The sequence below is a fragment of the Roseovarius litorisediminis genome (assembly GCF_900172295.1).
Lineage (GTDB): Bacteria > Pseudomonadota > Alphaproteobacteria > Rhodobacterales > Rhodobacteraceae > Roseovarius > Roseovarius litorisediminis.
In genome coordinates this window covers 253070-277030 of the sequence record NZ_FWFL01000003.1, presented here as the reverse complement: position 1 = coordinate 277030, position 23961 = coordinate 253070, and the positions used below count along the sequence as shown (strand labels likewise).

Here is a 23961-nt window from a genome sequence, read left to right as displayed (position 1 = left end):
GAAATACTCAAAATTCCACCCTCACCGCAGCCGCATCAATGCAGATTATGCTGGCTGCCGGTACCTTCTTCATCCATCAATCCGCGCCCGGTGCGAAAACGGTCCAGCCGGAACCGGGCAGCGGGTTCGTGCGGTGTATCCGTCGCCACCAGATGCGCGGTTGAATAACCCGAGCCCGGAACCGCCTTGAACCCGCCATAACACCAGCCGCAATTCAGATAGAGCCCTGTCGTCGGCGTTTTGTCGATAATGGGCGATCCATCGGGCGACATGTCCATGATCCCGCCCCAGCTGCGCAATACCCTGGCCTTGCCGATCATCGGCATCAGGGTCATGCCCGCCTCCATCACATGTTCGACGATGGGCAGATTGCCCCGAGCAGCGTAAGAGGCGTACATGTCCAGATCCCCACCAAAAACCAGCCCGCCCTTGTCCGACTGGCTGATATAGAAATGCCCCATGCCAAAACTGACCACATGGTTGATCACCGGCTTTAGCCCCTCGGTCACAAAGGCCTGCAACACGTGGCTTTCGATGGGCAGGCGCATCCCCGCCATTGCCGCTACCTGGCTTGAGCGCCCGGCCACAATGATCGCGACCTTTTTGGCCCGGATCGACCCGCGGCTGGTCTGCACCCCTTTGACAACTCCGCCTTCGATATCAATCCCGGTGACCTCGCAGTTCTGGATCAGGTCAACGCCTCGGTCGCTGGCCCCGCGGGCGTAACCCCAGGCGACCGCATCGTGGCGCGCCGTGCCCGCCCGGCGTTGCAGTATGCCGCCATAAATCGGGAACCTCGCGTTGTCGAAATCCAGATAGGGCAGATGGCGGCGCACACCTTCGCGATCCAGCAGTTCGGCATCGTCGCCCTGATTGACCATCGCGTTGCCGCGCCGCACCATCGCATCGCGCTGCCCGTCCGAGTGAAACAACACAATCTGCCCGCGCTGGCTGTGCATGACGTTGTAATTCAGGTCTTCTTCCATCCCTTCCCACAGCTTCAGGGAATGGCTGTAGAACTCGGAATTGCCGGGCAGAAAGTAATTGGCGCGCACAATCGTTGTATTGCGCCCCACATTGCCCCCGCCAAGATACCCCTTTTCCAGCACCGCGACATTGGTGATCCCGTGGTTTTTCGCCAGATAATACGCCGTGGCCAAGCCATGCCCGCCGCCGCCGATGATGACCACGTCATATTCGGACTTCGGCGCGGCATCTCGCCAGTGCCCAGCCCAGCCCTTGTTGCCGGTCAGGCCTTCTTTTAGAATGCGAAATCCCGAAAACCGCATAAATGACCTCCCAGATCAACTCGCCCCGATAGAAGCAAGTCACCCCATCAATAGCAATGGGGGGCGTTACCGCCCCCCATGTTTTTCGACACTTTCAAGTCAGTCCGCGACCCGGATATCAAAGCCCCAGCGCACGATAGCTGGTCGCGACTTTTCCAATCGACACCAGATAAGCCGCAGTGCGCAAGTCTTCGACATCTTCACGGCTATGCCATGTTTCGCGCATGGCCTGATAAGCGGCGCGCATCGTGTCATCCAGGCCTGAACGCACCAACTCCAGCTCGCCGGCCCCGCGCAGATATTTCTGCTTGAAGTTCGGCGTCATCACCCACTTGTCGCCCAGATGCGCGTCCAGCCTCTGCAACTCGTCCACGATCAGCTGGTGGCGTGCCTCTTCCTGGCGACGGCCCAAACGGCCAAAGCGGATGTGGCTCAGGTTCTTGACCCATTCGAAATAGGACACGGTCACACCACCGGCGTTGGCATACATGTCGGGGATAATCACACAGCCCTTGGCGCGCAGGATATCATCCGCCCCTGCCGTCACCGGGCCATTGGCAGCCTCGATGATCAGGGGTGCCTTGATATTGGCCGCGTTCGACATGTTGATCACACCCTCCATCGCCGCCGGAATCAGGATGTCACAGTCGTTTTCCAGATATTTCGCACCATCACGAATGTATTTCCCTTTCGGATAGCCATCAACGCCACCGTGGCTGGCTATCCAATTGCGAACGGCCTCGACGTCCAGACCGTCCTCATCCATCAGCCCGCCGTCACGCTCGATGATGGCGGTGATCTTGCAGCCGTCTTCTTCCTGCAGGAATTTGGCAGCGTGGTAACCCACATTGCCCAGCCCCTGCACAATCACCCGCTTGCCATCCAGTTTGCCGCTCAGACCGGCTGCCTTGGTATCTTCGGGATACCGGAAAAACTCCTGCAGCGCGTATTGCACGCCGCGCCCCGTCGCCTCGGTCCGGCCCTGAATACCACCGCCATTGATCGGCTTGCCCGTCACACAGGCCCGGCCATTGATATCCGTGGTATTCATGCGTTTGTACTGGTCCGCAATCCACGCCATTTCGCGCTCGCCCGTGCCCATGTCGGGGGCCGGTACATTCTGCGCCGGGTTGATCAGATCGCGTTTGATCAACTCGTAGGCAAAGCGGCGGGTGATCAGTTCCAGTTCGTGCTCGTCCCATTCACGCGGATCGATCCGCAAGCCGCCTTTCGATCCGCCAAATGGCGCGTCAACCAGCGCACATTTGTAGGTCATCAGTGCGGCCAGCGCCTCTACCTCATCCTGGTTCACCCCCATGGCAAATCGGATGCCGCCTTTGACAGGTTCCATATGTTCGGAATGAACGCTTCGATAGCCGGTAAAAGTATGGAGCTTTCCGCGCAGGCGCACACCGAAACGCACGGTATAGGTCGCATTGCAGACGCGAATTTTCTCTTCCAGACCGGGCGGCAAATCCATCAGCGCCACGGCGCGATTAAACATCAGATCCACACTTTCGCGAAAGCTTGGCTCTTTAACAGCGTTCATTTTTATCTCCCTTGATAACCCCCGGGGCGCCAGCATGCCTTCCGCCGTACCGCTCCGGGTATTCACGTATGGTTAAAGCATGTGACAATTTTGTCCACCCGCGCTGGCAGGTGCGATTCCCCCTGAGACCGCTTAAACATTAATAATTGCGACTTGGCCTGGATTCGAAAACAATAGGCATAATTAAATTACACTGTTGAAAAATCGCGCTTAATCTCAGGCGGTTTGTCCCATTTCTGCCCTAATCTCGTCACATAAATCGTTAATAAAAAGCATTGATGCGGTGCGTTCCGCAGGACAAGCCCATGTCCAGAAGAGGTGTAGAAATGTTTAAGCAATACCTAAATCATAATATTGATCAGACCGAAGACAAAACCCGAAAAGTCAGAGGTCTGAGGAATTTTGCTCATCAAGTCCGAAAGCTCCGCAAGGAAGAAGACGGTGCGATGGTCATTCTGGCCCTCTTCATCTTTATCTTCATGCTTGCCATGGGCGGGATCGGTATTGATACCATGCGCCACGAGATGGAGCGCGCGCATCTCCATGCCGTGCTGGACAACGCCGTTCTGGCGGGGGCCGCGGCACCCGATGGCCGGGACCCAAAAACGATCGTGACCGACTATTTCGCCAAGTCCGAGATGTCAGAATACCTGCACGATTTTCAGGACGGCGATGTTGTATCCACAATGAACGCAACAAAGGTGTCTGCACGTGCCAGCATGACACTCGATACATATCTGATGAAGCTTTCCGGCGTGAACACGCTTAGCGCGTCTACCGCAGCCACGGCCGAGCGGCGCATCCCCAAACTTGAAATTGTTCTGGTTCTGGACGTGTCCGGATCAATGCGGAACAACAGCAAGATTGAAAACCTGCGCATCGCAGCCAAGGATTTTGTCACAACCATCCTGAACGCCTCACTGCCTGGCGACACGGTCATTTCCATTGTGCCCTTCAGTACTTCTGTGACACCAACAGAGGGCATCTACAATGTCCTGGCTGTTGAAGATACACACCAGTATTCGAACTGTATTTACCTTGAAGAAAACGACTATACACATCCGTCGCTTGCCACCGGGAACTCTTCGCTGAGCACCGGTACGAACATGAAGCAGATGATCTATACGTCAATGTACGGTGATTTTGACGACCTTAACCAGGATTGGCGGTCGTGCTACACGGATGAGTATTTCCGCATCTTGCCATATTCAATCAGTGAAACTGAGTTGAATAACAAGATCGACGGCCTGCTTGCCGCTGGCAACACGTCAACCGAACAGGGTGTCAAATGGGGTTCTGCCCTTCTGGGGCCACGGTTCCGTGAAGTTTCGGCTGCCCTGATCAACAATGGAGAAATTGACGGATCCCTGTCGCGCGTGCCGGTTGACTATGGCGAGCCCGAGACTCTCAAGATCATGATCGTCATGGGCGACGGCGAAAATACAACCACGTATTTCTTTGACAAAAGCAATCCGGAATTCCGCGGCGCGCACTCGGACTTGTTTGAGTATAAAATGCAGGATCATGCATTCGACTACGCATTCCAGAACAAGAACAAGGACAAACAATACACTGATGCGTCCTATGAAGCGAAGTGCGGCACCCAAGGATGGAATTGCATCTACAAGGCCACCGGTCCGATCGAGTCGGTCTATTATCTCAAAGATCCCACACCATATGATCGTGACAACGACGGCGACGTTGACAGTTTTTACGACGTCGCAAACGACGAATGGCGTGACGATGGTTATATGGCTGCCCTTGAAGGAACAGCTAATTCTCCGAACCCTGATTTTATCTCCAAAGAGCAACTTAGCTGGGAGCAAGCCTGGGGTCTGATGTCTCCGCACTATTATGGGCGCATAACCGGCGACTGGGATGCGTGGAATGACTATCGCTACTCCGAGCAAGTCACCGGAGCGCTGAAGAACACCCGCATGGGGAAAATCTGTACCACTCTCAAAGGCGAAGGCGCGTTTATCTACTCGGTCGGCTTTGAAATCCCCGACGGAGGAACGGCAGAAGAGAACCTGAAAAACTGTGCCTCGTCGGTCGAGCACTACTACCGGGCACAGGGTCTCAGCATCACAGATGCCTTTAGTTCGATCGCAGCCAACGTTCAAAATCTGAGGTTGACCCAATGACACGCTTTTTCAACAAAGCTCTCGGCAGGTTTCGAAAATCCGAATCCGGGACCGCGTCGGTTGAATTTGTTCTGGTTTTCCCGGTGTTCCTGATCCTGATGATGTTTTCCATCGAACTGGGGTTCGTCACCTTGCGCCACACCCTGCTCGAGCGTGGGCTGGACATGGCCGCCCGTGACATCCGCCTGTCGACAGGAAGCAACCCGGATCCGACGCATGACTCGATTAAGGCGGACATATGTGAATACGCATCCCTGCTTGTGAATTGCGAAAACAACTTGCGCCTCGAAATGGAGCCGGCAGATCTGCGTGCCTTCAACCCGCTTTCGTCACAGGTGAAATGCACCGATAAATCTGAAGAAGTGAACCTGATAACCGAAGTTACGCCAGGCGCTCAGAACCAGTTGATGCTGCTGCGCGCCTGTCTGAAATACGATCCTTTGTTCCCAAAAAGCTTTTTGGGCAAAGCGCTGCAAAAAGATGCATATGGTCAGGTGGCTATCGTTTCACTGACTGCCTTCGTTCAGGAGCCGTTGTAAAATGTTACTGAAAAGCATGTATAAATATCTGCGCAGTTTTCGTGATGACACGCGTGGTTCATTGATGGTCGAAACGGTCATTACCTTGCCCATTCTGTTCTGGGCCCTCACCGCGACCTATGACCTTTTTGAACTTCACCGTTATAAAAGCGTGCGGGAAAAAGCGACATTCACCATTGGCGACATGATCTCGCGCGAGCAGGATTACCTGACCACGACCTACATCGACAACACAAAGGCGCTGTTTGATGAAATCACCAATGACAACGGCGTAAACCAGATTCGCATTTCGATCGTCAAATACGATCAGAACATTGATAAATACAAAATCAGCTGGTCCGAGGTGCGCGGCACGGGCGGTCTCGTTGCCCTCACCGACGCGGATGTCGCAAATGCCCATGACAGGATACCGGTTCTGGATCACGGCAAAGAGGTTATCTTGATCGAATCAAACTCGGTTTTTCATTCGTTGTTCAATATTGGTCTGAAAAAGGACCTGAGGATAGATACCCGGACCTTTACAACAATTCGGTTCGCACCGCAGATTTGCCTCGAGGGCGGAAATTCCTGCGTTATTTAATCCCGCGCCAGCATGGCCGCTATCATATCGGCCATGATCCTGGTTTGCGGCCCCGGCGTAACGCCACCAATCCCTACACGGCGCCCTAAACGCCACCAAAGCCCCGGCTGCCAGCAAGCCGGGGCTTTGTCTTTCAGCCGCACCAGAAACCCGTGCGACGGTTTGAAAGCAAATGTCCCCCGATCCAGTGATGCAATCTGTGACACTTCCGCAATCACGCGACCATCACTGCAGCGCAGATGTGTTTCGGTCAGTTCAACCGTCATCAACGTCGCGCGCCGCATCATCTCGGACAGCCAGAGGGTCGCCCCACCCAGCACGAAAAGAAACAGGCGCCAAAACAGATTTTCCGGGGGCTGCGCCAACGCGATATAGATCAGCAACCCGCCCAACAGAAAAAGCGAGGCCACCCCGATAAAACGGCGCGGGCCCGACGCATGCACTGTTGCCAAAATCTCTTCGTTCATTCTTGTGTCTCCCTTTCAGGGGGCTCTATCTCTTTTTTAAGAGGTGTTGAATCGAAATATCTGCCCGAACCCAATTGCAAGAAAAATGGCCCGCAATAAAACATTGCAACCTGGGGGCGTCGGCCGGCCTCGCCCTGTTGCCAGCTGGCTCTCAGAAGGGGCTGGGTAAAAACGTACGAAATAGGCGTACGAAACGTTCAATCCGTACGCTTTGAAACGGCCTTGCGCACCATGTCCCAGTAGACCTGTTCGACATCCTCCAGGCTAAGCCGTCCGTCCGATTTGAACCATGTGTTCACCCCGGTCAGCATGGCAATCAATGCCATTGCCGTAACCTTTGGCTCGCGCACGGAAAACACATTCTGCGCAACGCCGGCGCGCAAAATATCTTCTAACTTGGTTTCATAGTCCTTGCGCAGTTCCTCGATCACAGCAAAATTCTCTGGCGTCAGGTTGCGCAGTTCCATGTACGAGATGAAAACCGCCTCGGGTCGTTCCGAATGAAAGCGGATATGAAAGCGGGTGAATTGCTCCAGCGCCTGCATGGCGACAGGGGCTTCCGGTTGCGCCATCCAGCTTGCAAGCAGTTGATCCATATGACTTTTCAATAGATCGAACAAAAGGCTTTGTTTGTCAGAGGTATAGTTATACAGCGCCCCGGCCTGCACCCCGACCTCGGCTGCAATCTGCCGCATCGACACCGCCGCGTAGCCATGCTGCGCAAAAAGCGACAGCGCCGCGTCACGAACGCGGGGGCCGGTAATATCAGAATGTGAACCTTGAGTTCTTGCCATGATCCAGATTTATCTGAACATTCGTTCAGATCAAAGCCCCGCTTGCTACACCCCCCAAAAGAGTGGCATGAGAGAAACAGCACCCGATGACAAGGACCGCCTCAGATGCGCCCACGCTTTGCCCTTGCGCTGTTCCCTCTGACGATAATAATCGCCTGCACCCAGTTCCCGCAGCTGGATGACGCCGTCAGCACCGACGCCCGTGATGCCCCCTATCCCGATCTTGTGCCCGTGGAAAACATTCAAAATCAGGTACCTGACACCCAGGTCGAGCCCACAACGGTCGAGGAGGTCGAGGCCCGCGCGGCGCGGCTTAAAGAGCGGGCGCAACAGCTGAGAGGCCCGGTCGTGGATGACGCGACCCACCGGCGGATGAAACAGGGCGTCCAATAACACTGCATCGCCCCTTTCATATTGTCAGCGTACACTCAAAACCCGCGTTGCATGGGCGGGCGTAACCCGTTACATCGCGCAACCAGAGCCATTTTACAGTGAATCCGGAGACCCCCATGACAAAACCCCTGCGCCTTGGCATCGCTGGACTGGGCACAGTCGGCGCTGGCGTCGTCAAGATTGTACGCCAGAAAGCCAATCTTCTCGCGTCGCGCGCGGGGCGCCCCGTTGTCATCACGGCAGTATCGGCCCGAAACCGTGACAAGGATCGCGGGGTAAATCTGACTGATTATGCCTGGGAGGATGATCCGGTTGCCCTGGCAAAACGGGATGACGTGGATGTCTTTGTTGAACTGATGGGTGGCAGCGACGGCCCGGCCAAGGCCGCGACCGAAGCCGCAATCGCCGCCGGTAAGGACGTGGTCACCGCAAACAAAGCCATGCTGGCCCACCATGGCCAGGCGCTGGCGCTGGCCGCTGAAGACGCCGGATGCGTCATCGGGTTCGAGGCCGCCGTTGCAGGCGGAATCCCCGTAATCAAGGCGCTGTCCGAAGGGCTGTCCGGCAACAATATCACCCGCGTTATGGGCGTGATGAACGGCACCTGCAATTACATCCTGACCAGAATGCAATCGGCAGGTCTGCCCTACGACGTGGTCTTCGAAGAAGCCAACCAGCTGGGGTATCTAGAGGCTGATCCGACGCTCGACGTAGGCGGTATTGATGCCGGTCACAAACTGTCGCTGCTGGCGGCAATTGCATTTGGGTCTCAGGTGAATTTCGACGCTGTCGAACTTGAAGGTATCGAAAGGATCACCATCGAGGATATCAACCATGCAGCCGACATGGGCTATCGCATCAAATTGCTTGGGGTCTGTCAGATGACAGGCCGGGGGCTGGAACAGCGCATGTCGCCCTGCCTTGTGCCCGACAACAGTCCGCTTGGCCAACTAGAGGGCGGCACCAACATGTGTGTGCTGGAAGGCGATAGCGTGGAACAGATCGTCCTGCGCGGCCCCGGCGCGGGCGAAGGCCCAACCGCCAGTGCCGTGATGGGGGACGTCATGGACATTGCCCGCGGTTTCCGCATGCCGGTCTTTGGTCAACCCGCCGCCGGGCTCAGCAAAGCCAAGGCGGCAAAGGCCGCGACCCCTGCGCCGTATTATCTGCGCATGGCGTTAGTGGACAAACCAGGTTCACTGGCCAAGGTCGCCGCGGCCTTGGGAGAGGCTGGTGTCTCGATCGACCGCATGCGTCAGTATCAGCATGATGACAGCACAGCCCCCGTTTTGATCGTCACCCATAAAACCACCCGAATGGCACTGGATGCAGCCCTGCTCGCCATGGCCAAACTGGACGTGTTGGCCGGAGACCCGGTGGCCCTCAGGATCGAATCTGTCTGAGGCCACCCTTGTGCCGCAATGGTGCTGCCGTTAATGCTTTGAATGCCGAATTTTGCAAGGAAACCTTCATGACTGCCCACGTAAACTTTGATGATCGCATGCTTTCATTGGGCCTTGCCCGCGTATCCGAGGCGGCGGCACTGGCCTGCGCCGATCTGATTGGACGCGGTGACGAAAAAGCCGCCGATCAGGCCGCTGTTAATGCAATGCGCGAACAGCTGAACATGCTGAACATTCAGGGCGTCGTGGTTATCGGTGAAGGCGAACGCGATGAGGCGCCGATGCTGTTTATTGGCGAAGAGGTAGGCTCGGGCGACGGTCCCGGTGTGGATATCGCCCTGGACCCGTTGGAAGGAACCACGCTAACCGCCAAGGCGATGCCCAATGCGCTTACCGTGATCGCAATGGCACCGCGCGGCACGCTGCTGCATGCGCCTGATACCTACATGGACAAACTGGCCATCGGTCCGGGTTACGCAAAGGATGTCGTTTCACTGGACATGTCCCCCCGCGAGCGGGTTGAGGCATTGGCCGCAGCAAAAGGTTGCAAGCCATCAGAAATCACAGTTTGCATTCTGGAACGCCCGCGCCATCAGGATATGATTGCGCAGGTGCGCGAAACCGGTGCTTCCGTTTATCTTATCACCGATGGTGACGTGGCAGGCGTTATCCACTGCGCCGAGGCCGAGCGTACCGGTATCGATATGTACATGGGTTCGGGTGGCGCCCCCGAGGGGGTTCTGGCGGCAAGTGCGCTTAAGTGTCTGGGCGGCCAGATCTGGGGACGGTTGTTGTTCCGCAACGATGATGAACGTGGTCGCGCCAGTAAGGCCGGTATCACCGACTTTGACCGGATCTATAGCCGCGACGAGATGGTGACAGATGACGTGATCTTTGCCGCCACGGGCGTAACAGACGGCTCGATCGTGTCGGGCGTCAAACGCCGCTCGACCTATGTCGAAACCGAAACTGTACTGATGCGCTCGAAAACCGGATCGCTGCGGCGGATAATCTATCGTAACCCCGTAGGCTAAGGCATCAAAGGTCAGGAGTATCAGGTGACTGCATATCTGGGCGTCACGCAATCCCTGACCGGGCGGCGATGGGTGGGGCCGTCTGCCGAAACCAACAGGCAGGCCGAGGCAATGGCCCAACAAACCACCCTGCCCCGCCCTTTGTGCCAGACCCTTGCCCGGCTTGGTGTCACCCCCGAAGCAGCCGATGCCTATCTGACCCCCCAATTGCGCGACCTGCTGCCGGATCCGCGCAGCCTGAAAGACATGCAAAAAGCAGCCGCTCGGTTTGTGCAGGCTTTGAACCGCAACGAAAAGATCGCCATTTTTGCCGATTACGATGTGGATGGTGGCAGCTCGGCCGCGTTGCTGATCGACTGGTTAAGGCAGATGGGGCGGCAGGCAACACTCTATGTCCCCGACCGCATCGACGAGGGCTATGGCCCCAATGAACCCGCCATGGCCGAGCTTGCCCAGGCTCATGATCTGATTATCTGTGTCGACTGCGGAACACTCAGCCATGATCCAGTAAAGGCCGCCAAAGGTGCGGACGTGATCATTCTGGATCACCACCTTGGCGGCGAAACCCTGCCCGATGCATTGGCAGTTGTGAACCCCAACCGGCAGGACGAAGCTGGTGATCTGGCGCATCTCTGCGCGGCGGCGGTGGTGTTCCTGATGCTGGTCGAAGTGGGTCGCCAACTGCGCGAGGCGGGTCGTCAGGGGCCTGATCTGATGGGCATGCTGGACCTGGTTGCACTGGCCACTGTCGCCGATGTGGCGCCGTTAACAGGTGTCAACCGCGCCTTTGTACGTCAAGGTCTGCGGATCATGGCGCGGCGCGAGCGTCCCGGTCTGGTGGCACTTGCTGACGTGGCGCGGATGGACACCGCGCCAAACGCCTATCACCTCGGGTTTCTGCTGGGCCCGCGCGTCAACGCCGGCGGGCGTATCGGAAAGGCCGATCTGGGGGCCCGCCTGCTAGCCTGTGATAACCCGGCCGAAGCCCATACCATGGCCGAACGCCTGGACCAGCTGAACGCCGAGCGGCGCGAGATTGAAGCATCGGTTAGGGCCGCCGCCTTGGCGCAGGCTGAAAAGCGCGGGCTGGATGCACCGCTGGTCTGGGCCGCCGGAGAAGGCTGGCATCCAGGTGTTGTCGGCATCGTCGCCAGCCGCCTGAAAGAGGCCAGCAACCGCCCGGCGGTAGTTATTGGGCTGGAAGGGAACGAGGGCAAAGGCTCTGGTCGGTCTGTCAGCGGAGTCGATCTGGGTGCAAGCATTCAGCGCCTGGCCAGCGAAGGCCTGTTGCTCAGGGGCGGTGGCCACAAAATGGCTGCTGGACTGACAGTGGCCCGCAACATGCTTGAGCCTGCCATGGCGCGGCTGGCCGAACTATTGGGGCGTCAGGGTGCCGGCGATGCAGGCCCGGCAGACCTCAGGCTCGACGCCCTGATGATGCCCGGGGCAGCCACAATTGAACTGATCGAACAGATCGAGGCTGCAGGCCCCTTCGGCGCCGGGGCGGCAGGACCGCGCTATGTCTTCCCTGAAATGAAGATCGGATTCACCAAACGCGTTGGCGACAGTCATCTCAAGTTGCGCTTTGGCGATGGCATGGGTGCGCAGATCGATGCGATTGCCTTTGGCGCCTACGACGGCGCCATGGGCGCTGTCCTTGAAAACCATGGCGGTGCGCCTTTTCATCTTGCCGGGCGGTTGGAAATAAACAGCTGGGGCGGCCGTCAATCAGTGCAACTTCGCCTTGAGGATGCTGCGCGCGCCTCGCAGGCATGACGCCGTTTTCATAGCGTTTAGATAAGCATGCAAGGTTTCCCTATTTGGGGGGTATCGGCGTCAGAATGAGACTCGCAGATATTTCTGACCAGATGCTGTCTCAAGTTTTTGCGGCAACGGATTGGTGGTATTGATCATAGAACCGACCGCAAAGATCAGGCCGGCGCAATTCATTCCAGGCAAGTCAATCAATCAGATTCGGCCTGGAAATCAGATTTGAAGGCCAATTGAATTCCCATGGCAGGGGCTGGCAGCGATGTGTCAATTTCAACCTGTGTTACAAAGGTTTCCCGCCCAGTGAAGTTTTTGCAAAATGCCTCTTGCGTTGCTGCTGCGTTTTGCCTAGGTAACGCCTCACGCCAAGGTATGGCCCGTTCGTCTATCGGTTAGGACGCCAGGTTTTCAACCTGGAAAGAGGGGTTCGATTCCCCTACGGGCTGCCATACACAATTGAAATCATCTACTAATTTCCAGATTTCAAATTGCTACCCCACATAATACCCCACATAGAAAAAACGCTTGATCCGCAAGCGGGTTTTCGTCTCATTGCATGGGATTTGAGCGCGGGAGCACAGTGATCAAGATATCTTGGCTCCCATAGGCTCCACCTTTCCTCGACCCGCACATAACTCAAATCAGAAATGGCTTTGCATTAGGGAGCTAACTTCATAGTTTAATCTTATCTAAGTTTTGTTTGTAGTAAGGATTAGAAAATGAAGTCTTTCAGTTTAATTGCGGCTTTTGCATTTTTTTTAAAGCTAAACCAATGATGCGCAGTAGCTTTGTAGTATTATGCGCTTTTATGTTGTTTATCGTTCCGAGTGATAGCTCTGCGGCGTCACAGAAGCTTGCCTTGAAGTTTTCGGGCTCAAACGCCAACGTAAGGGTGTCAGGGTTTTTTAGGGGTATTGATGGCAACGGCGACGGTATCATCGAGTCGGACGACCCGGCTGATACCATCACTAATCTTAAAGTATCAGGTATACTTCTCGATTTTTTTATAGAAGATCCTTGCCCTGCCAGTCCCGAAGAATCTCCTGCGGATTGTAAAATATTAAATTTGCCTTTCTCCTATAGCTTGGGTGGGCTTGGCCAGTATGGGACGTTCAATCTTGATGTTACCTTAAAAACAGACCTTTCAGTATTTTCACTTGGCTTGTTTTCCGGCGATCAAAGCGCCTATGTCACCAATAGCAAAGCGGTTATTAGTGATGTCATTAACGGAAGAGCGGGACTTACGGATTCCAGAGAAATTCCAATTTCATTCTCTGTAGTCCCGGTTCCCGCAGCTATCTGGTTCTTGATGTCTTCTATCGGGGCATTGATTGGCTTCGGAAGAAGCTCTCTAAACCACCGGAACCGCGCTGTGCTGTAGGCCGCTTAAGCCGTTAGCTGCCTTATGCCTTAGCGGCTATTCAACCCGTACTATTAAGAATCTCCCTAGCTTCCTTATTGAGAAGCGAATCCAACCGCCGGTAGTGGGTCACTTTGAAATTTGAAAAGTGGACATTTGACAGTGTGGCAAATGTCCACAATTGCGCCAATACTGATTTACCCCCATATTGGAGGCATGACAGACAAACCCAAAAGACCCAGAGACGCCAACCAGCTTGCCCACATGATAGCGGGGATAGTTACCGGTGAGGACGTGAAGCATGAGCCAGACACGTCAGGGCAGCGCAAGGGTGGCCTCAAGGGCGGGAAAGCGAGAGCAAAGGTTTTAAACAAGGGCCGCAAGCGGGAAATTGCAAAAGACGGTGCAACAGCCCGCTGGAAAAAATCAGAGCGCCAATGGGACACTGTGGATCAGCGCACCACTTGAGCAAGTGAATTGAGCGCGGTCGGCCATGATCTACACCTGATCCCACGGCCTACGCCAAACCCTATGTGAAACGGCGCAAGACCGACGTGGTCAATGCTGTAGCGATCTGCAACGCATGCTCGCCCAACCCGAATTCGCGCATCACCAGTGCGATCTGCTCGTTCAAAAATATCGGCAAATGAAAACCGGTGATATTATCGCGTATCTCTTTGCACCTTTGGGATGCGGCTTGCCGACGTAGAATAGTGTGGGCAGACCTTCGGGCGCGAACCATTCACCGTTCATCACCTTCCACGACCGCGCCGTCTGGGCATTCAACCGCACCTCGATCTGATCCTGTTCGCCGGGCTCGTCCGGTTTGTGATCGTCATGGGCGCGTAACAGCTTGTCGGCGCCATATAACCAGGAAAGATCATTGAACACATCCTTGGTCTTTTAAGGGAGATTGCCGATATTTGCGCCTAATTTAAGGTTTGGCCTTCGCCGGGTTGCTTTTCAGATCTGGTTTTTCGCCCCATTTTCTTGAGCGCTTCGATATCCACGAGCCCCAGAAGGTCACGCGGACGGCGACCTCCACGATACCCGCTCCTCCCGCCAACGCACCAAGGCCACCGAGTATGGCAAGCGCAACCGGCCAATCCGATGGACCATGTGGATTTCAGAGTTCGAAAGGCGGCTCATAGGGTTTTCTCCTTCAAATCGATGTTTTCCGGCACAGCGTCGATCACCGCAACCGGAGCATTTGGATCATCGGGTTTGATGCGCAGAGCGCGCAGCGCGTTCAGGATCACGGCCACGTCGATCACTTCCTGAAACAGGGCGCCCTGCACAGGCGTCAGGTATCCGTAGGCCGCGGCAATCATCCCTGCGACAGACAATCCGATCCCTGCGACAACGCTTTCGAAAGCGATGCGCCGCGAGCGGCGGGCGACCTCAATCCCCGGCCCGAGCCGATCGACCCGGTCAACCAGCAACACGACCTCGGCTGCCTCTGCCGACGCGGCAGCCCCACGTGCACCCATTGCCACGCCTACATCGGCAGCGGCCAACGCAGGTGCGTCATTCACGCCGTCGCCCACCATCATAACGGGTCCATTCTTGCGTTCGGTGAGGACCAGCAAGACCTTTTGATCCGGGGTCAGTCCTGCGCGGAGCCCGTCAAGACCAAGCCCCTCGGTCACACGCTCGGCTACCGCGGCCCGGTCGCCCGTTGCGAGCAGAATACGCTCGATCCCCTGCCGACGAAGCCCGGCAAGCATGCCGGCGGTGCCATCGCGCAGGGGGTCGGCCATCACGAGATGACCCGCCATGTGACCATCCACCGCAATGGCAACAAGAACCGAACCCGCTGCAAGGGACGCATGAGCGCCTTCCGCACGTCCGACGCGCTTCGCGACGAAGTCGTCACCGCCAACGATGACTTTCTGGCCTTCAACATAGCCGACGACCCCTTCACCGGGAATCTCCGCCACTTCCGACGGTATGGGCAATTCCAGGCCCCGCGCCTTCGCAGCCGCGACGATGGCCTGTGCGACCGGGTGTTTTGATGCCTGATCAAGCGAGGCGGCGAAGCGAAGAATATCTTTCTCACCCATGCCGTTGTGAGCGTCGATCGACACGATCTTGGGGCGCCCGTCCGTGAGTGTCCCGGTCTTGTCGAGGATCAGCGTACGGATGCGCGCCATCGTCTCGAGCGGCCCGGCACCCTTGATCAGCACGCCGAAATGCGCTGCGCGAGAAAGGCCCGCGACAAGGGCGACCGGCACCGCAAGGATCAGCGGACAGGGCGTGGCCACGACCAGGACAGCGACGGCCCGGATCGGATCGCCGGTGAACCACCAAGCCACAAAAGCAATCGTGACGGTGATCGCCAAAAACCCCAGAGACCAGCGATCTGCCAGCCGCGACATCGGCGCTTTTGAGCGCTGCGCCTCCTCGACCAATCGGACAATCCCGGCGTAGGTGCTGTCTTTTGCAAAACGGGTCGCGGTCAGATCGAAGGCTTCTCCGGCATTGGTTGATCCGCTCATTGCCGCGCCACCCTTTCGCACGCGCACTGGAAGCGACTCGCCAGTCAAAGCGGATGTATCAAGGAAAGCCGCATCAGACACTACTGTGCCGTCTACAGGCACCACATCGCCCTGCCGGATCAATAGCCGGTCGCCTGGTTCGATGTCATCCAACGGCACTTCTTCAAGCCCACCATTCAGATGGCGGGCCGCCGTTCGGGGGACGCGCGACAAGAGATCGTGCATTTCGCGCCGGGCGCGGCCTTCGGCAAAGCTTTCCAGGAAGGTACCGCCGGAATACATCAACGCGACGACCGCCGCCGCGAGGGTCTCGCCGAAGACGAGCGCCGCCGTCATGGACAGCGCAGCCACGATATCCAGCCCGACCTCTCCGCGGCTGATGCTGCGCAGGATCTCGACGACCAGCGCGACCAGCGCGGGAGCGACCCCCGCAGACCAGACGACATCAGCAACTTCGCCCAAGCCCGCGAACCAGAACGCAAGGCCCACAACAAGACCAGTCACTGCCAGCATAAGAATTACTGTCTTGAAGCGGTCAGTGTTGCTGTGTTCCATGCCACTCATGTCCTCTCGGCTAAGGCAATTGTCGCCGGCTTTTCGCAAAACAACCGACCGACTCCAACGCCCCTTGTGCTTCCGTCATCATCGCGCATGAGGAACAGAGCGTCGAGCCCACGTTTTCTTGCGAGTGCCGAACCCTTGTCGTCACCAAGCACCATGAAAGCCGTCGCCCAGGCATCGGACTCGGCACAACTGCAGGCAACGACCGTGACGGAAGCGGGCGATTCAATCAGGGGCGTGCCACGGGTCGGGTCCATCGTGTGCGACAGGCGTCGCCCCTTCACCTCGACCCAATGACGGTAGTCACCCGAGGTCGCCACGGCGGCGTCCTGCAGCGCAAGAACCGAATGGGGCATCCGGAGCCCGACATCAGGCGCCTCGACCGCGATGGTCCATGCCTCTCCGTCCGGCCGAAGGCCGAGCGCACGCATCTCACCGTCGATCCCGACCAGTGCGTCGGCGACCCCGTGGTCGCGCAGGGTCTCGGCCAGCCGGTCCACGCCATATCCCTTGGCGATACCATTCAGGTCGAGCGCAACGGGCGCGGACTTGCGGACATGTTGCTCTCCAACCTCCAAGATCTCGTGCGCAGGGCGGCGCGAGGCGACCATCGCTGCGCGGATGCCTGCGGGCGCCGCAACCCCCGGCCCGAAGCCCCAGGCCGTTACTGCGTCGCCCGTGCCAATGTCGAAGGCCCCGCCAGAGGCGCGCCCGATCTCAAGGCCAAGGCGCAGGACCGCGCGCAGGTGATCGGGCACCACCACCCATTCGCCCACCGGTGCTGCGTTGAGCTGCATCAGGTCGCTACGGGGCTTCCAGGTCGACATCTGAGCGTCTACCTCATCGACTGCCTTCTGGAGCGCCGAGCGAAGCGGGGCCGTGTCGAACCCCGCCTCCGCGAAAAACAGCGCCGACCAGCGTGTGCCCATGGTCACGCCGTTCAGGGCAAAGCGCTCAAGCTCAGTACACATCTTCGACATATCGCCCCTCCACCTTCAGTACCGCAGGTGTGAGCCCGGTCGGCGCAAGGATCTCGGCCAGCGCGTCGGCCACGCCCGCCGCCATGTCACGCCCACCGCAGACCATCACACGGGCACCGTCGCGGATAAGCTGCGTGACTTGGGCAGCGTCGCCGCGCAACGCGTCCTGCACGTAAAGCGGCCGCGCGCCCCGAGAGACGGCTGTGACCAGCCGGGTCAGACGGCCCTCCGCCTGCCAGTCGACCATCTCCTCGCCGTAGAAGAAGTCGCTACCCCCATGACGCATCCCGAAGAAGAGATGGACTGGCCGTTGGCGCGTATTGCCGCGCACGAAGCCCGCCAACGGTCCGATACCCGTCCCGGCGCCAATCAGGATCAGAGGCGCCCTGCCCCGCCCGGGGCGGAAGCCGGGGTTGCGACGGACGAAGGCCGTCACCGTGTCGCCCGGCGCCAGCGACGTGAGTTGCTGCGAGCAAAGGCCGCCGGGATGCTTCTTGACCACGATCTCGATGAAGCCGTCCCGGCGCGCAGAGGCAAGAGAATAGAACCGCGGGACAGCGCTGCCCTCCGGCAGGACGCCGATCAGATCGCCGACCGCGAACCCTGCGAACCCCGCTCTGGTCAGCCTCTGCCAGAGCGGGACGTGCGGCAAGGCGAAGCGCAGGATTGCGGTCGGGGCCTGCACCTCGGCGCCGTGGTCGCGGCGCGAGACGAGGGTCAGCGATTCGGTCACCGGCAGGACCGGCTGGTGCGACAATTCCAAAGGGATTCCCAGCGCCTGACCGAGCGTGCGGCCCCAGCGCGCAAAATCCTGCGGCGACTGGCGATCGACAGTGTCGAGCGGCAAGAGTTCGGGCCAACCCTTCGCCCCGGCCGCCCGGGCGGCCGCCTTGGCGAAGGCGTAATAGGCGGGAAAGCTCCGATCGCCGAAGCCAAGAACGGCCAGGGGGATATCAGCCGCGCGTCCGGCGGCGTTCAGCCGGTCAAGGAATCCCTTTGCCGATGCGGGTGCCGCGCCATTGCCGTAGGTCGCGGCCAGCAGGATGATCCTTTCGGCCCGGGCATAGCGGTCTGGCGCGAACGCCGACATCGGCCCGACGTGCACGCCTTGCCCGGCGCGGCTCAACGCAGCGTGAAGCGTTGCGGCAAAACCCCAGGTGCTGCCGCCTTCACTGCCAACGAGCAGGATCGTCTCCGCGCGCCCTGCGGGATGGTTGCCCCGAATGCGCGGCCGCCCGCGCCGCCCGGCGAGCCAGATCAGGACACCGGTTGCGCCCAACGCAGGGACACAAAGGGCCATGAACCCCAGAACAAGCCCAAGCGTCGCCGCGCCCTGACCTGTGTGCAGCATGTAGATGGTTTCCGAGACACGCTCCCACCCCGTCAGGTCGGCCCAACCAAGAAGCACACCTGTACCCTGATCGAGATACCCAGTTCCCCGGTCGGTCCTGAGCGTGAATACGTCTGTTGCATCACCCGGGTAGGGAAAACTCAACCCACGCAGCTCAGCGACAGGCGTCTGCAGGAGGGTGGGCACCTGACCCAACGCAACCCCCGTTTTGCCGCTGACCTTGGCCGGGAAAGCAGGCATTGCGCCAAGTTCTGGGAGCAGTTCAAAGGTAGAAGCCGTCATCCACAAGGCCGTGGTGGACGACAGGACAAGGCCGATGACGGCGATACGAGCAATCTCGACGTGCAACCGGCTAACAAGCGGCCCGCGCAGAGGCGCGAACCAGTGCCGCCAGCCGCCAGCCCGCCGCGCGACCAGCGCTGCACCCGAGAGTGAAAGAACCAGCATCGCCGCTGCCCCCGCAGCCATGGCGATGCGACCGCCATCCCCGAGGAACAGCGAGCGGTGAAGATTGGTGAGCCATCGTTCGACCAGGTTCGGATCAGCCGAGGCCACGCCCTGCCCGGTCGCGGGGTCGATGACGGCAGCGCCCGGCGCGCCCTGATCGAACCAATAGGCGGTGATCTGGCCCGAGGGCGCCCGGCGGATCTGCTCGAGGCCCGGATAGAGTGCCAGGATGCGGTCCGCGAGGGTGGCAGCCGTCAATCCGGCCTCGGCCTGCGGCCCGGCAAGTCGCTCGACCGCAGGGAAGACCGACAGCGCTGCGCCGCTCAGGGCGAGGACAGTGACAAGCGCGAGGGCCAAAAGACCCGGCCAGCGATGGAGTACACGGAACATGACCCTCACTCCTCACATATCGTAGGCAAAACTGGCGACGTAACGGCGCCCCTTCATCGGCATGCCCGCGCCCTCCGTCGTCAGAGGCACCGACACCTCGTTCGGGCTGTCGCGCATGTCCTCGACGGCCGCGTCGATGTGAAGCGTAAAGCCCGCATCAAAAAGCGCATCAGCGAGATCAAGCGTGATCTCGAGCGTACGGCCTGCGCCGACGCTGGCCCCGGTGATACCGTTGACCTGCGTGGCGTCGCCGCGCGTGGCGCGATTCCAGTCACTAAGATGCTTGTAGTATTTTGATTTGCCGCCAGCCATCCAGAGACTGCCGACATAGTCGCCCGAGGCGTCGGTGACGTAGAGCGCAAGATACGCCCCGTCGCCGCCATAGTTGTTAAGGGACGTGGTGAGCGTTACCGGTCGTGCCGCGGCGAGGCAGGGAAGCGTCAGCGCGGTGGTGAGCGTGAGCGTTGCAAGTAGTGATTTCATCGGAAGGGTCCTTGTTCAGAATGTTACGGCGAGGAGGCTCAGTTCACCTGGACCTGCGGCAAGGCACCGTTGCCAAAGAGTCCGTTCTGCGGCGGTGCCACGGTGCCTGCGGGCGCGGGGTTGTTTGCGCCGCCACGTTCGTCGTCATCCTCGTAGTCCATCTCGACAATCTGAAGGGTCGCAGGATCTAGTTTCACCTCGATCTCCCGACCATTGCTGTCGCGACCCTCGATTTCGTAGCAGCCATCGTCGATCTCGAAGTCTCGAACAATCCAACCATTGTCTTGCGCCACTTGCAGTGCAGTGTCGCGCGGTTGCCACTGATTGCGTGGTACAGAGCAATCGTCATCATCAGCAAGCACTGCGCCTGCGGGCAGGAGGGCTATGAGGGCTATTGCGGTCAGGGTCTTGTTCATAACTGGGTTTCCTTTCTTCTGGTGAGACCAATCTGGAGAGCCGACCTGAGGCCTTGCTGACGGCAGAGCGATTTCCGCTTCAGCTCGCCGTCAGAAAGAAAAAGGCCCCACCGATGAAGGCGGAGCCAGGTTGGGCCGAAGGGACGATCGGCCTTGGGGATTCGATCTGTCAGGCGATATCGCCGGGACCGGGCGCGCGCTTGCCTCCGGTGACCATGGCACGGGCGAGGTTTTCGTGGTGTCGGAAGGATGCCAATACAACGCCACCCACATGCAACGCGACGAGCAGAAGCATCAGGCTCGCGAGCGCTTCGTGGACCTCCTTCAAAAGGCCGTCCACCTCGCCACGCTGACCATACTCGTGGTCGTCTCGATCATTGTCGGCCCAAGCGGGCGCTACGATGACAGGCACGGATGGCAGCATCGCCACGCGGTCGGGTTCCTCCAAGAGCCACCCCGTGAAGGCCGTGCCCGAAAGCGTCACAAGCAGCGCAACGATCATGGCAGCGCCGGCCGGGTTGTGGCCGAGGTAGCGCCGCTCCTTCCCTTGCACCATGTCGCGGAGATAGGACAAAGTCGCCCCGGGAGATCTTAAAAACTGGGCAAACCGCGCGTACCGACTACCGACAAGGCCCCAGACGAGGCGAAATGCGACAAGACCTGCAACCACATAGCCCGCGATTTCGTGAACAGTATCAAGCTCCTCCGCACTCAACCAAGCCACTGCGAAAGCCGCAACAAGACCCCAGTGGAACGTCCGCACAAGCGGATCCCAGACCCGCACATTGGCAGATTTTTCCTTGTCGATCCGCAGTGCTTCTTGCGTAGTAGCTTCAGTCATCGCCGCGTCCTTTGCGATTCCCTTGCGCAGAATCGTCATCGTTGTCCTCGTATTCGACCTCGATCACTTCGAGGGTGGCCGGATGGACCGTTACTTCGATCCTGCGCCCCTCGGCGTCGCGTCCGTCAATCTCGTAGCAGCCATCGTCGATCTTGATGCGGCGCACCGACCAACCGTTCTCCTCAGCCAGCCGGGTAACGGCATCCCGCGGTTGCCAATCGGCCATCGGCACAAAGCAATCGTCGTCCGCCAGCGCGACACCGGCCGGAAAGACCGCGAGAAAACGCAGAATTGTCAATGTCTTCTTCATGGGGCAAACTCCTCCTTGCGGCCAACTTGATGCAATTTATGCGCGGTGAAGCTGACAGGAACCTGAAGTGCAGAACCGGGCAGCGTCAGCTTTGCGTCAGCCATGCAGTTCATGGAGGGCCGTCGGAAAAGGAATCGGAACAGAAATGCGCATCCTGTTGATTGAGGACGATACGGTTCTGGGCGCCGCAGTGCGCGACCAGATCGCTGGCGATGGGCAGTCGGTCGACTGGGTCACGCGTCTGGATGCTGCAGGCGATGCAGTGCGCAGCGCGGCCTATGATCTGATTCTGCTGGATCTGATGTTGCCAGATGGGCGCGGCATTGGTTTTCTGAAAGGCCTGCGCGCCCGGGGTGACGTGACCCCCGTCATCATCCTGACCGCGCTCGACCAGGTTTCAGACAGGATCGAAGGACTGAACGCGGGTGCCGACGACTACCTTGTGAAGCCCTTCGACCTTGCCGAACTCTCCGCGCGGATCGGATCGGTCGCCCGGCGCTATACGGGCAATCCGAACCCGATCATCGCCCACGGCCCGCTCGAGATCGACCTTGCTGCGCGCAGCATTCACCTTGAAGGCAAGCCCATTCAGCTGACGGCGCGAGAATGGGCCCTGTTTGAAGCTTTCCTTTTGCGCCCCGGCCAACTGCTGTCCAAGGCACAACTCGAAGATACGCTGTATGCCTTCAACTCCGAAATCGAGAGCAACACGATCGAGGTGCATGTCAGCCGGCTGCGCAAGAAGCTGGGGAGCGGCATAATCGAGACCGAGCGCGGCATGGGCTATCGCCTGGGGGCGCCATGAGGTTGCCGCGCAGCCTTCAGGCAAGACTTGGTCTGTTACTCGGAATTCTGCTGACGGTTCTTTGGATTGCTGCCGCCTCGGTGACAGCCGTGATCCTGCGGCACGAAATGGACGAGGTATTTGACTCTGCCTTGCAGGAAACAGCGCAACGACTGCTGCCGCTGGCCGTCTTGGACATCGTCGGGCGTGATGATGACGGCATAACCCAACGCCTCGGCGTGATCCGGGAACATGAGGAGTTCTTTACCTACATTGTAAGGGACGCGCGGGGCCGCATCCTTTTGCAGTCGCATGCTGCCGATCCGGAGGTATTCCCACCTTATGACGGGCCGGGCTTTCGGCAGACTGCAACCCACAGGCTGTTCAACGAAAACGCGTTGCAAGGCAGTATCAGAATCACGGTTGCAGAGCCTTTGGACCACCGCGCGATGATCGCGCGAGCAATCCAGATGGGCCTTGGCCTGCCCCTTCTCGTCGTAATCCCGTTTGCCTTGCTTGCGATTATTCTTGCCGTTCGGGCAAGCTTTCGATCTCTTCGCCGATTTCGGGAACGGTTGGAACTGCGCGATGCGCGTGATCTGTCACCAGTTCCGACCGACAACGTACCTGCCGAGATCGCCCCAATGGCGGTCACGCTGAATCACTTGCTGGAGCGCCTGAAAGGCGCCTTCGATGCCGAGCGGAGTTTTGCCGCCAATGCCGCCCACGAGTTACGAACGCCACTCGCCGGAGCCATCGCACAAGCGCAGCGTTTGCAGTCAGAGACCAACGACCCGGCGGCATCGGCTCGGGCGGCTGATATCGAAGCGACGCTGAAACGGTTGACCCGCCTGTCCGAACGCCTCATGCAATTGGCCCGGGCCGAGGGCGGCCGCCTAAGGTTGGATCAGGCGTTGGATCTGCGGACCGTGGCTGAAATCGTGATCGAGGATATCGGGCGTACGACCGCGCCGGACCGCATCGTCTTGACGCTTCCGTATGGACCCGTGATGTCGGACCTTGATCCGGACGCTTTCGGAATTCTTTGCCGGAACCTGGTAGAGAATGCCCTGCGACACGGCTCGGAAACCGATCCCGTCGAAGTAGCTTTATCGGCAAACGGAGTCTTGAGCGTATCCAACGAAGGACCTGTCGTAAGCCCCGAGGCACTAGGCCGACTGACAGCCCGCTTCGAACGTGCCGGATCAAATGCAGATGGCAGCGGCCTTGGGCTCGCTATTGTCGCAGCGATCGCAGAGCGCATCGGAAGCCCGCTTGTCCTGACATCTCCTCGCACCGGACAAGAGTCGGGATTTGAAGCGTCTCTCAGGCTGCCCAACTTGTCCCGGGACCGCTGAACACGAACATCATTGATAAAAAACGGGTCGGAACCGATCTGTGAAAGCAAGTTTTTTGCAATACGCCCGGTAGCTCGGGCGCTAAGATACTGTTAGAAAATGGCTTTTTGAAATCATCTGTTCTTTGACGTTGGGGGGAAGGGACATTTGCGAAGGTACGATAATCTGCGGCTTTCGTTCCATGGCCCACGTTCACACATTGGCAATAACGCCCGCCAGA

23 protein-coding genes and 1 tRNA gene are annotated in these 23961 nt (G+C 58.6%); 12 read left to right on the top strand and 12 right to left on the bottom strand.

The features are described from left to right. Positions 1-35: 35 nt before the first annotated feature. Both PEL8287_RS07460 and PEL8287_RS07455 read right to left on the bottom strand, forming a co-directional pair. On the bottom strand, positions 36-1289 hold the full coding sequence (locus PEL8287_RS07460) for a sarcosine oxidase subunit beta family protein (protein WP_085891744.1): 1254 nt from the start codon (positions 1287-1289) through the stop codon (positions 36-38). Between the two features lie 118 nt (positions 1290-1407). Beyond that, positions 1408-2838: a Glu/Leu/Phe/Val family dehydrogenase gene (locus PEL8287_RS07455; protein ID WP_085891743.1), complete on the bottom strand. Its 1431-nt coding sequence runs from the start codon at positions 2836-2838 to the stop codon at positions 1408-1410. Between the two features lie 446 nt (positions 2839-3284). Here PEL8287_RS07455 and PEL8287_RS07450 point away from each other — a divergent pair, with 446 nt between their 5' ends. Genes PEL8287_RS07450 through PEL8287_RS07440 form a run of 3 tightly spaced genes read left to right on the top strand, consistent with a single transcriptional unit; the run spans position 3285 to position 6101 of the window. Continuing rightward, positions 3285-4982, top strand: coding sequence for a pilus assembly protein TadG-related protein (locus tag PEL8287_RS07450; protein ID WP_176228584.1), 1698 nt, complete (start codon positions 3285-3287; stop codon positions 4980-4982). Further along, the gene (locus PEL8287_RS07445) at positions 4979-5521 is read left to right on the top strand and encodes a TadE/TadG family type IV pilus assembly protein (protein ID WP_085891741.1); all 543 of its coding nucleotides are present in this window, start codon (positions 4979-4981) and stop codon (positions 5519-5521) included. Before PEL8287_RS07450 ends, PEL8287_RS07445 begins: the two co-directional genes overlap by 4 nt. Position 5522: 1 nt before the next feature. Further along, complete coding sequence (locus PEL8287_RS07440; RefSeq protein WP_139837730.1) at positions 5523-6101, top strand: TadE/TadG family type IV pilus assembly protein; 579 nt, start codon at positions 5523-5525, stop codon at positions 6099-6101. Here PEL8287_RS07440 and PEL8287_RS07435 read toward each other — a convergent pair. Then, complete coding sequence (locus PEL8287_RS07435) at positions 6098-6568, bottom strand: hypothetical protein (RefSeq protein ID WP_085891739.1); 471 nt, start codon at positions 6566-6568, stop codon at positions 6098-6100. The genes PEL8287_RS07440 and PEL8287_RS07435 overlap by 4 nt on opposite strands. 197 nt (positions 6569-6765) lie before the next feature. After that, complete coding sequence (locus tag PEL8287_RS07430) at positions 6766-7362, bottom strand: TetR/AcrR family transcriptional regulator (RefSeq protein WP_085891738.1); 597 nt, start codon at positions 7360-7362, stop codon at positions 6766-6768. Positions 7363-7467: 105 nt separating this feature from the next. Here PEL8287_RS07430 and PEL8287_RS07425 point away from each other — a divergent pair, with 105 nt between their 5' ends. The 7 genes from PEL8287_RS07425 to PEL8287_RS07395 all read left to right on the top strand — a co-directional run bounded on the left by PEL8287_RS07425 (position 7468) and on the right by PEL8287_RS07395 (position 13790). Further along, on the top strand, positions 7468-7755 hold the full coding sequence (locus PEL8287_RS07425; protein ID WP_085891737.1) for a hypothetical protein: 288 nt from the start codon (positions 7468-7470) through the stop codon (positions 7753-7755). Positions 7756-7871: 116 nt separating this feature from the next. Then, on the top strand, positions 7872-9158 hold the full coding sequence (locus PEL8287_RS07420) for a homoserine dehydrogenase (protein WP_085891736.1): 1287 nt from the start codon (positions 7872-7874) through the stop codon (positions 9156-9158). A 68-nt stretch (positions 9159-9226) separates the two neighbouring features. Next, entirely contained in the window at positions 9227-10192 is a 966-nt protein-coding gene (glpX, locus tag PEL8287_RS07415) for a class II fructose-bisphosphatase (protein WP_085891958.1), read from the top strand. A gap of 24 nt (positions 10193-10216) precedes the next feature. Continuing rightward, on the top strand, positions 10217-11968 hold the full coding sequence (gene recJ / locus PEL8287_RS07410) for a single-stranded-DNA-specific exonuclease RecJ (RefSeq protein WP_085891735.1): 1752 nt from the start codon (positions 10217-10219) through the stop codon (positions 11966-11968). Between the two features lie 368 nt (positions 11969-12336). Beyond that, a tRNA-Glu gene (locus PEL8287_RS07405) sits at positions 12337-12411 on the top strand. Between the two features lie 323 nt (positions 12412-12734). Further along, positions 12735-13343, top strand: a complete 609-nt coding sequence (locus tag PEL8287_RS07400) for a hypothetical protein (protein ID WP_085891734.1) — start codon at positions 12735-12737, stop codon at positions 13341-13343. A gap of 195 nt (positions 13344-13538) precedes the next feature. Then, the gene (locus PEL8287_RS07395) at positions 13539-13790 is read left to right on the top strand and encodes a histone H1 (protein WP_085891957.1); all 252 of its coding nucleotides are present in this window, start codon (positions 13539-13541) and stop codon (positions 13788-13790) included. 162 nt (positions 13791-13952) lie between these two features. Here PEL8287_RS07395 and PEL8287_RS07390 read toward each other — a convergent pair whose 3' ends face one another. The 8 genes from PEL8287_RS07390 to PEL8287_RS07355 all read right to left on the bottom strand — a co-directional run bounded on the left by PEL8287_RS07390 (position 13953) and on the right by PEL8287_RS07355 (position 21599). Continuing rightward, positions 13953-14213 carry a hypothetical protein gene (locus tag PEL8287_RS07390; protein WP_085891733.1) on the bottom strand — a complete coding sequence of 87 codons (261 nt, stop codon included), beginning with the start codon at positions 14211-14213 and terminating at the stop codon, positions 13953-13955. Positions 14214-14467: 254 nt separating this feature from the next. Next, the gene (locus PEL8287_RS07385; RefSeq protein WP_085891956.1) at positions 14468-16375 is read right to left on the bottom strand and encodes a heavy metal translocating P-type ATPase; all 1908 of its coding nucleotides are present in this window, start codon (positions 16373-16375) and stop codon (positions 14468-14470) included. A 5-nt stretch (positions 16376-16380) separates the two neighbouring features. Beyond that, complete coding sequence (locus PEL8287_RS07380; RefSeq protein WP_085891732.1) at positions 16381-17361, bottom strand: FAD:protein FMN transferase; 981 nt, start codon at positions 17359-17361, stop codon at positions 16381-16383. Continuing rightward, the gene (locus PEL8287_RS07375; protein ID WP_085891731.1) at positions 17342-19549 is read right to left on the bottom strand and encodes a PepSY domain-containing protein; all 2208 of its coding nucleotides are present in this window, start codon (positions 19547-19549) and stop codon (positions 17342-17344) included. Before PEL8287_RS07375 ends, PEL8287_RS07380 begins: the two co-directional genes overlap by 20 nt. A 12-nt stretch (positions 19550-19561) precedes the next feature. Further along, positions 19562-20032 carry a DUF2271 domain-containing protein gene (locus tag PEL8287_RS07370; protein ID WP_085891730.1) on the bottom strand — a complete coding sequence of 157 codons (471 nt, stop codon included), beginning with the start codon at positions 20030-20032 and terminating at the stop codon, positions 19562-19564. Between the two features lie 38 nt (positions 20033-20070). Continuing rightward, on the bottom strand, positions 20071-20448 hold the full coding sequence (locus tag PEL8287_RS07365; protein WP_085891729.1) for a PepSY domain-containing protein: 378 nt from the start codon (positions 20446-20448) through the stop codon (positions 20071-20073). Positions 20449-20617: 169 nt separating this feature from the next. Continuing rightward, complete coding sequence (locus PEL8287_RS07360; RefSeq protein WP_085891728.1) at positions 20618-21289, bottom strand: cytochrome b/b6 domain-containing protein; 672 nt, start codon at positions 21287-21289, stop codon at positions 20618-20620. Then, the gene (locus PEL8287_RS07355) at positions 21282-21599 is read right to left on the bottom strand and encodes a PepSY domain-containing protein (RefSeq protein WP_085891727.1); all 318 of its coding nucleotides are present in this window, start codon (positions 21597-21599) and stop codon (positions 21282-21284) included. The genes PEL8287_RS07360 and PEL8287_RS07355 overlap by 8 nt, the downstream gene beginning before the upstream one ends. Positions 21600-21744: 145 nt before the next feature. Here PEL8287_RS07355 and PEL8287_RS07350 point away from each other — a divergent pair, with 145 nt between their 5' ends. Together PEL8287_RS07350 and PEL8287_RS07345 are read left to right on the top strand one after the other, a co-directional pair. After that, on the top strand, positions 21745-22404 hold the full coding sequence (locus PEL8287_RS07350; protein WP_085891726.1) for a response regulator transcription factor: 660 nt from the start codon (positions 21745-21747) through the stop codon (positions 22402-22404). Beyond that, on the top strand, positions 22401-23741 hold the full coding sequence (locus PEL8287_RS07345) for an ATP-binding protein (protein WP_085891725.1): 1341 nt from the start codon (positions 22401-22403) through the stop codon (positions 23739-23741). The genes PEL8287_RS07350 and PEL8287_RS07345 overlap by 4 nt, the downstream gene beginning before the upstream one ends. Positions 23742-23961 lie beyond the last annotated feature (220 nt).

Coding starts and splice junctions, on each gene's coding strand:
- PEL8287_RS07430 (WP_085891738.1), bottom strand. CDS start 7,362: ATGGCAAGAACTCAAGGTTCACATTCTGATATTACCGGCCCCCGCGTT.
- PEL8287_RS07425 (WP_085891737.1), top strand. CDS start 7,468: ATGCGCCCACGCTTTGCCCTTGCGCTGTTCCCTCTGACGATAATAATC.
- PEL8287_RS07400 (WP_085891734.1), top strand. CDS start 12,735: ATGATGCGCAGTAGCTTTGTAGTATTATGCGCTTTTATGTTGTTTATC.
- PEL8287_RS07370 (WP_085891730.1), bottom strand. CDS start 20,032: ATGAAATCACTACTTGCAACGCTCACGCTCACCACCGCGCTGACGCTT.
- PEL8287_RS07350 (WP_085891726.1), top strand. CDS start 21,745: ATGCGCATCCTGTTGATTGAGGACGATACGGTTCTGGGCGCCGCAGTG.
- PEL8287_RS07360 (WP_085891728.1), bottom strand. CDS start 21,289: ATGACTGAAGCTACTACGCAAGAAGCACTGCGGATCGACAAGGAAAAA.
- PEL8287_RS07435 (WP_085891739.1), bottom strand. CDS start 6,568: ATGAACGAAGAGATTTTGGCAACAGTGCATGCGTCGGGCCCGCGCCGT.
- PEL8287_RS07385 (WP_085891956.1), bottom strand. CDS start 16,375: ATGGAACACAGCAACACTGACCGCTTCAAGACAGTAATTCTTATGCTG.
- PEL8287_RS07460 (WP_085891744.1), bottom strand. CDS start 1,289: ATGCGGTTTTCGGGATTTCGCATTCTAAAAGAAGGCCTGACCGGCAAC.
- PEL8287_RS07455 (WP_085891743.1), bottom strand. CDS start 2,838: ATGAACGCTGTTAAAGAGCCAAGCTTTCGCGAAAGTGTGGATCTGATG.
- glpX (WP_085891958.1), top strand. CDS start 9,227: ATGACTGCCCACGTAAACTTTGATGATCGCATGCTTTCATTGGGCCTT.
- PEL8287_RS07440 (WP_139837730.1), top strand. CDS start 5,523: ATGTTACTGAAAAGCATGTATAAATATCTGCGCAGTTTTCGTGATGAC.
- PEL8287_RS07450 (WP_176228584.1), top strand. CDS start 3,285: ATGGTCATTCTGGCCCTCTTCATCTTTATCTTCATGCTTGCCATGGGC.
- PEL8287_RS07375 (WP_085891731.1), bottom strand. CDS start 19,549: ATGTTCCGTGTACTCCATCGCTGGCCGGGTCTTTTGGCCCTCGCGCTT.
- PEL8287_RS07380 (WP_085891732.1), bottom strand. CDS start 17,361: ATGTCGAAGATGTGTACTGAGCTTGAGCGCTTTGCCCTGAACGGCGTG.
- PEL8287_RS07395 (WP_085891957.1), top strand. CDS start 13,539: ATGACAGACAAACCCAAAAGACCCAGAGACGCCAACCAGCTTGCCCAC.
- PEL8287_RS07345 (WP_085891725.1), top strand. CDS start 22,401: ATGAGGTTGCCGCGCAGCCTTCAGGCAAGACTTGGTCTGTTACTCGGA.
- PEL8287_RS07445 (WP_085891741.1), top strand. CDS start 4,979: ATGACACGCTTTTTCAACAAAGCTCTCGGCAGGTTTCGAAAATCCGAA.
- PEL8287_RS07365 (WP_085891729.1), bottom strand. CDS start 20,448: ATGAACAAGACCCTGACCGCAATAGCCCTCATAGCCCTCCTGCCCGCA.
- PEL8287_RS07355 (WP_085891727.1), bottom strand. CDS start 21,599: ATGAAGAAGACATTGACAATTCTGCGTTTTCTCGCGGTCTTTCCGGCC.
- PEL8287_RS07420 (WP_085891736.1), top strand. CDS start 7,872: ATGACAAAACCCCTGCGCCTTGGCATCGCTGGACTGGGCACAGTCGGC.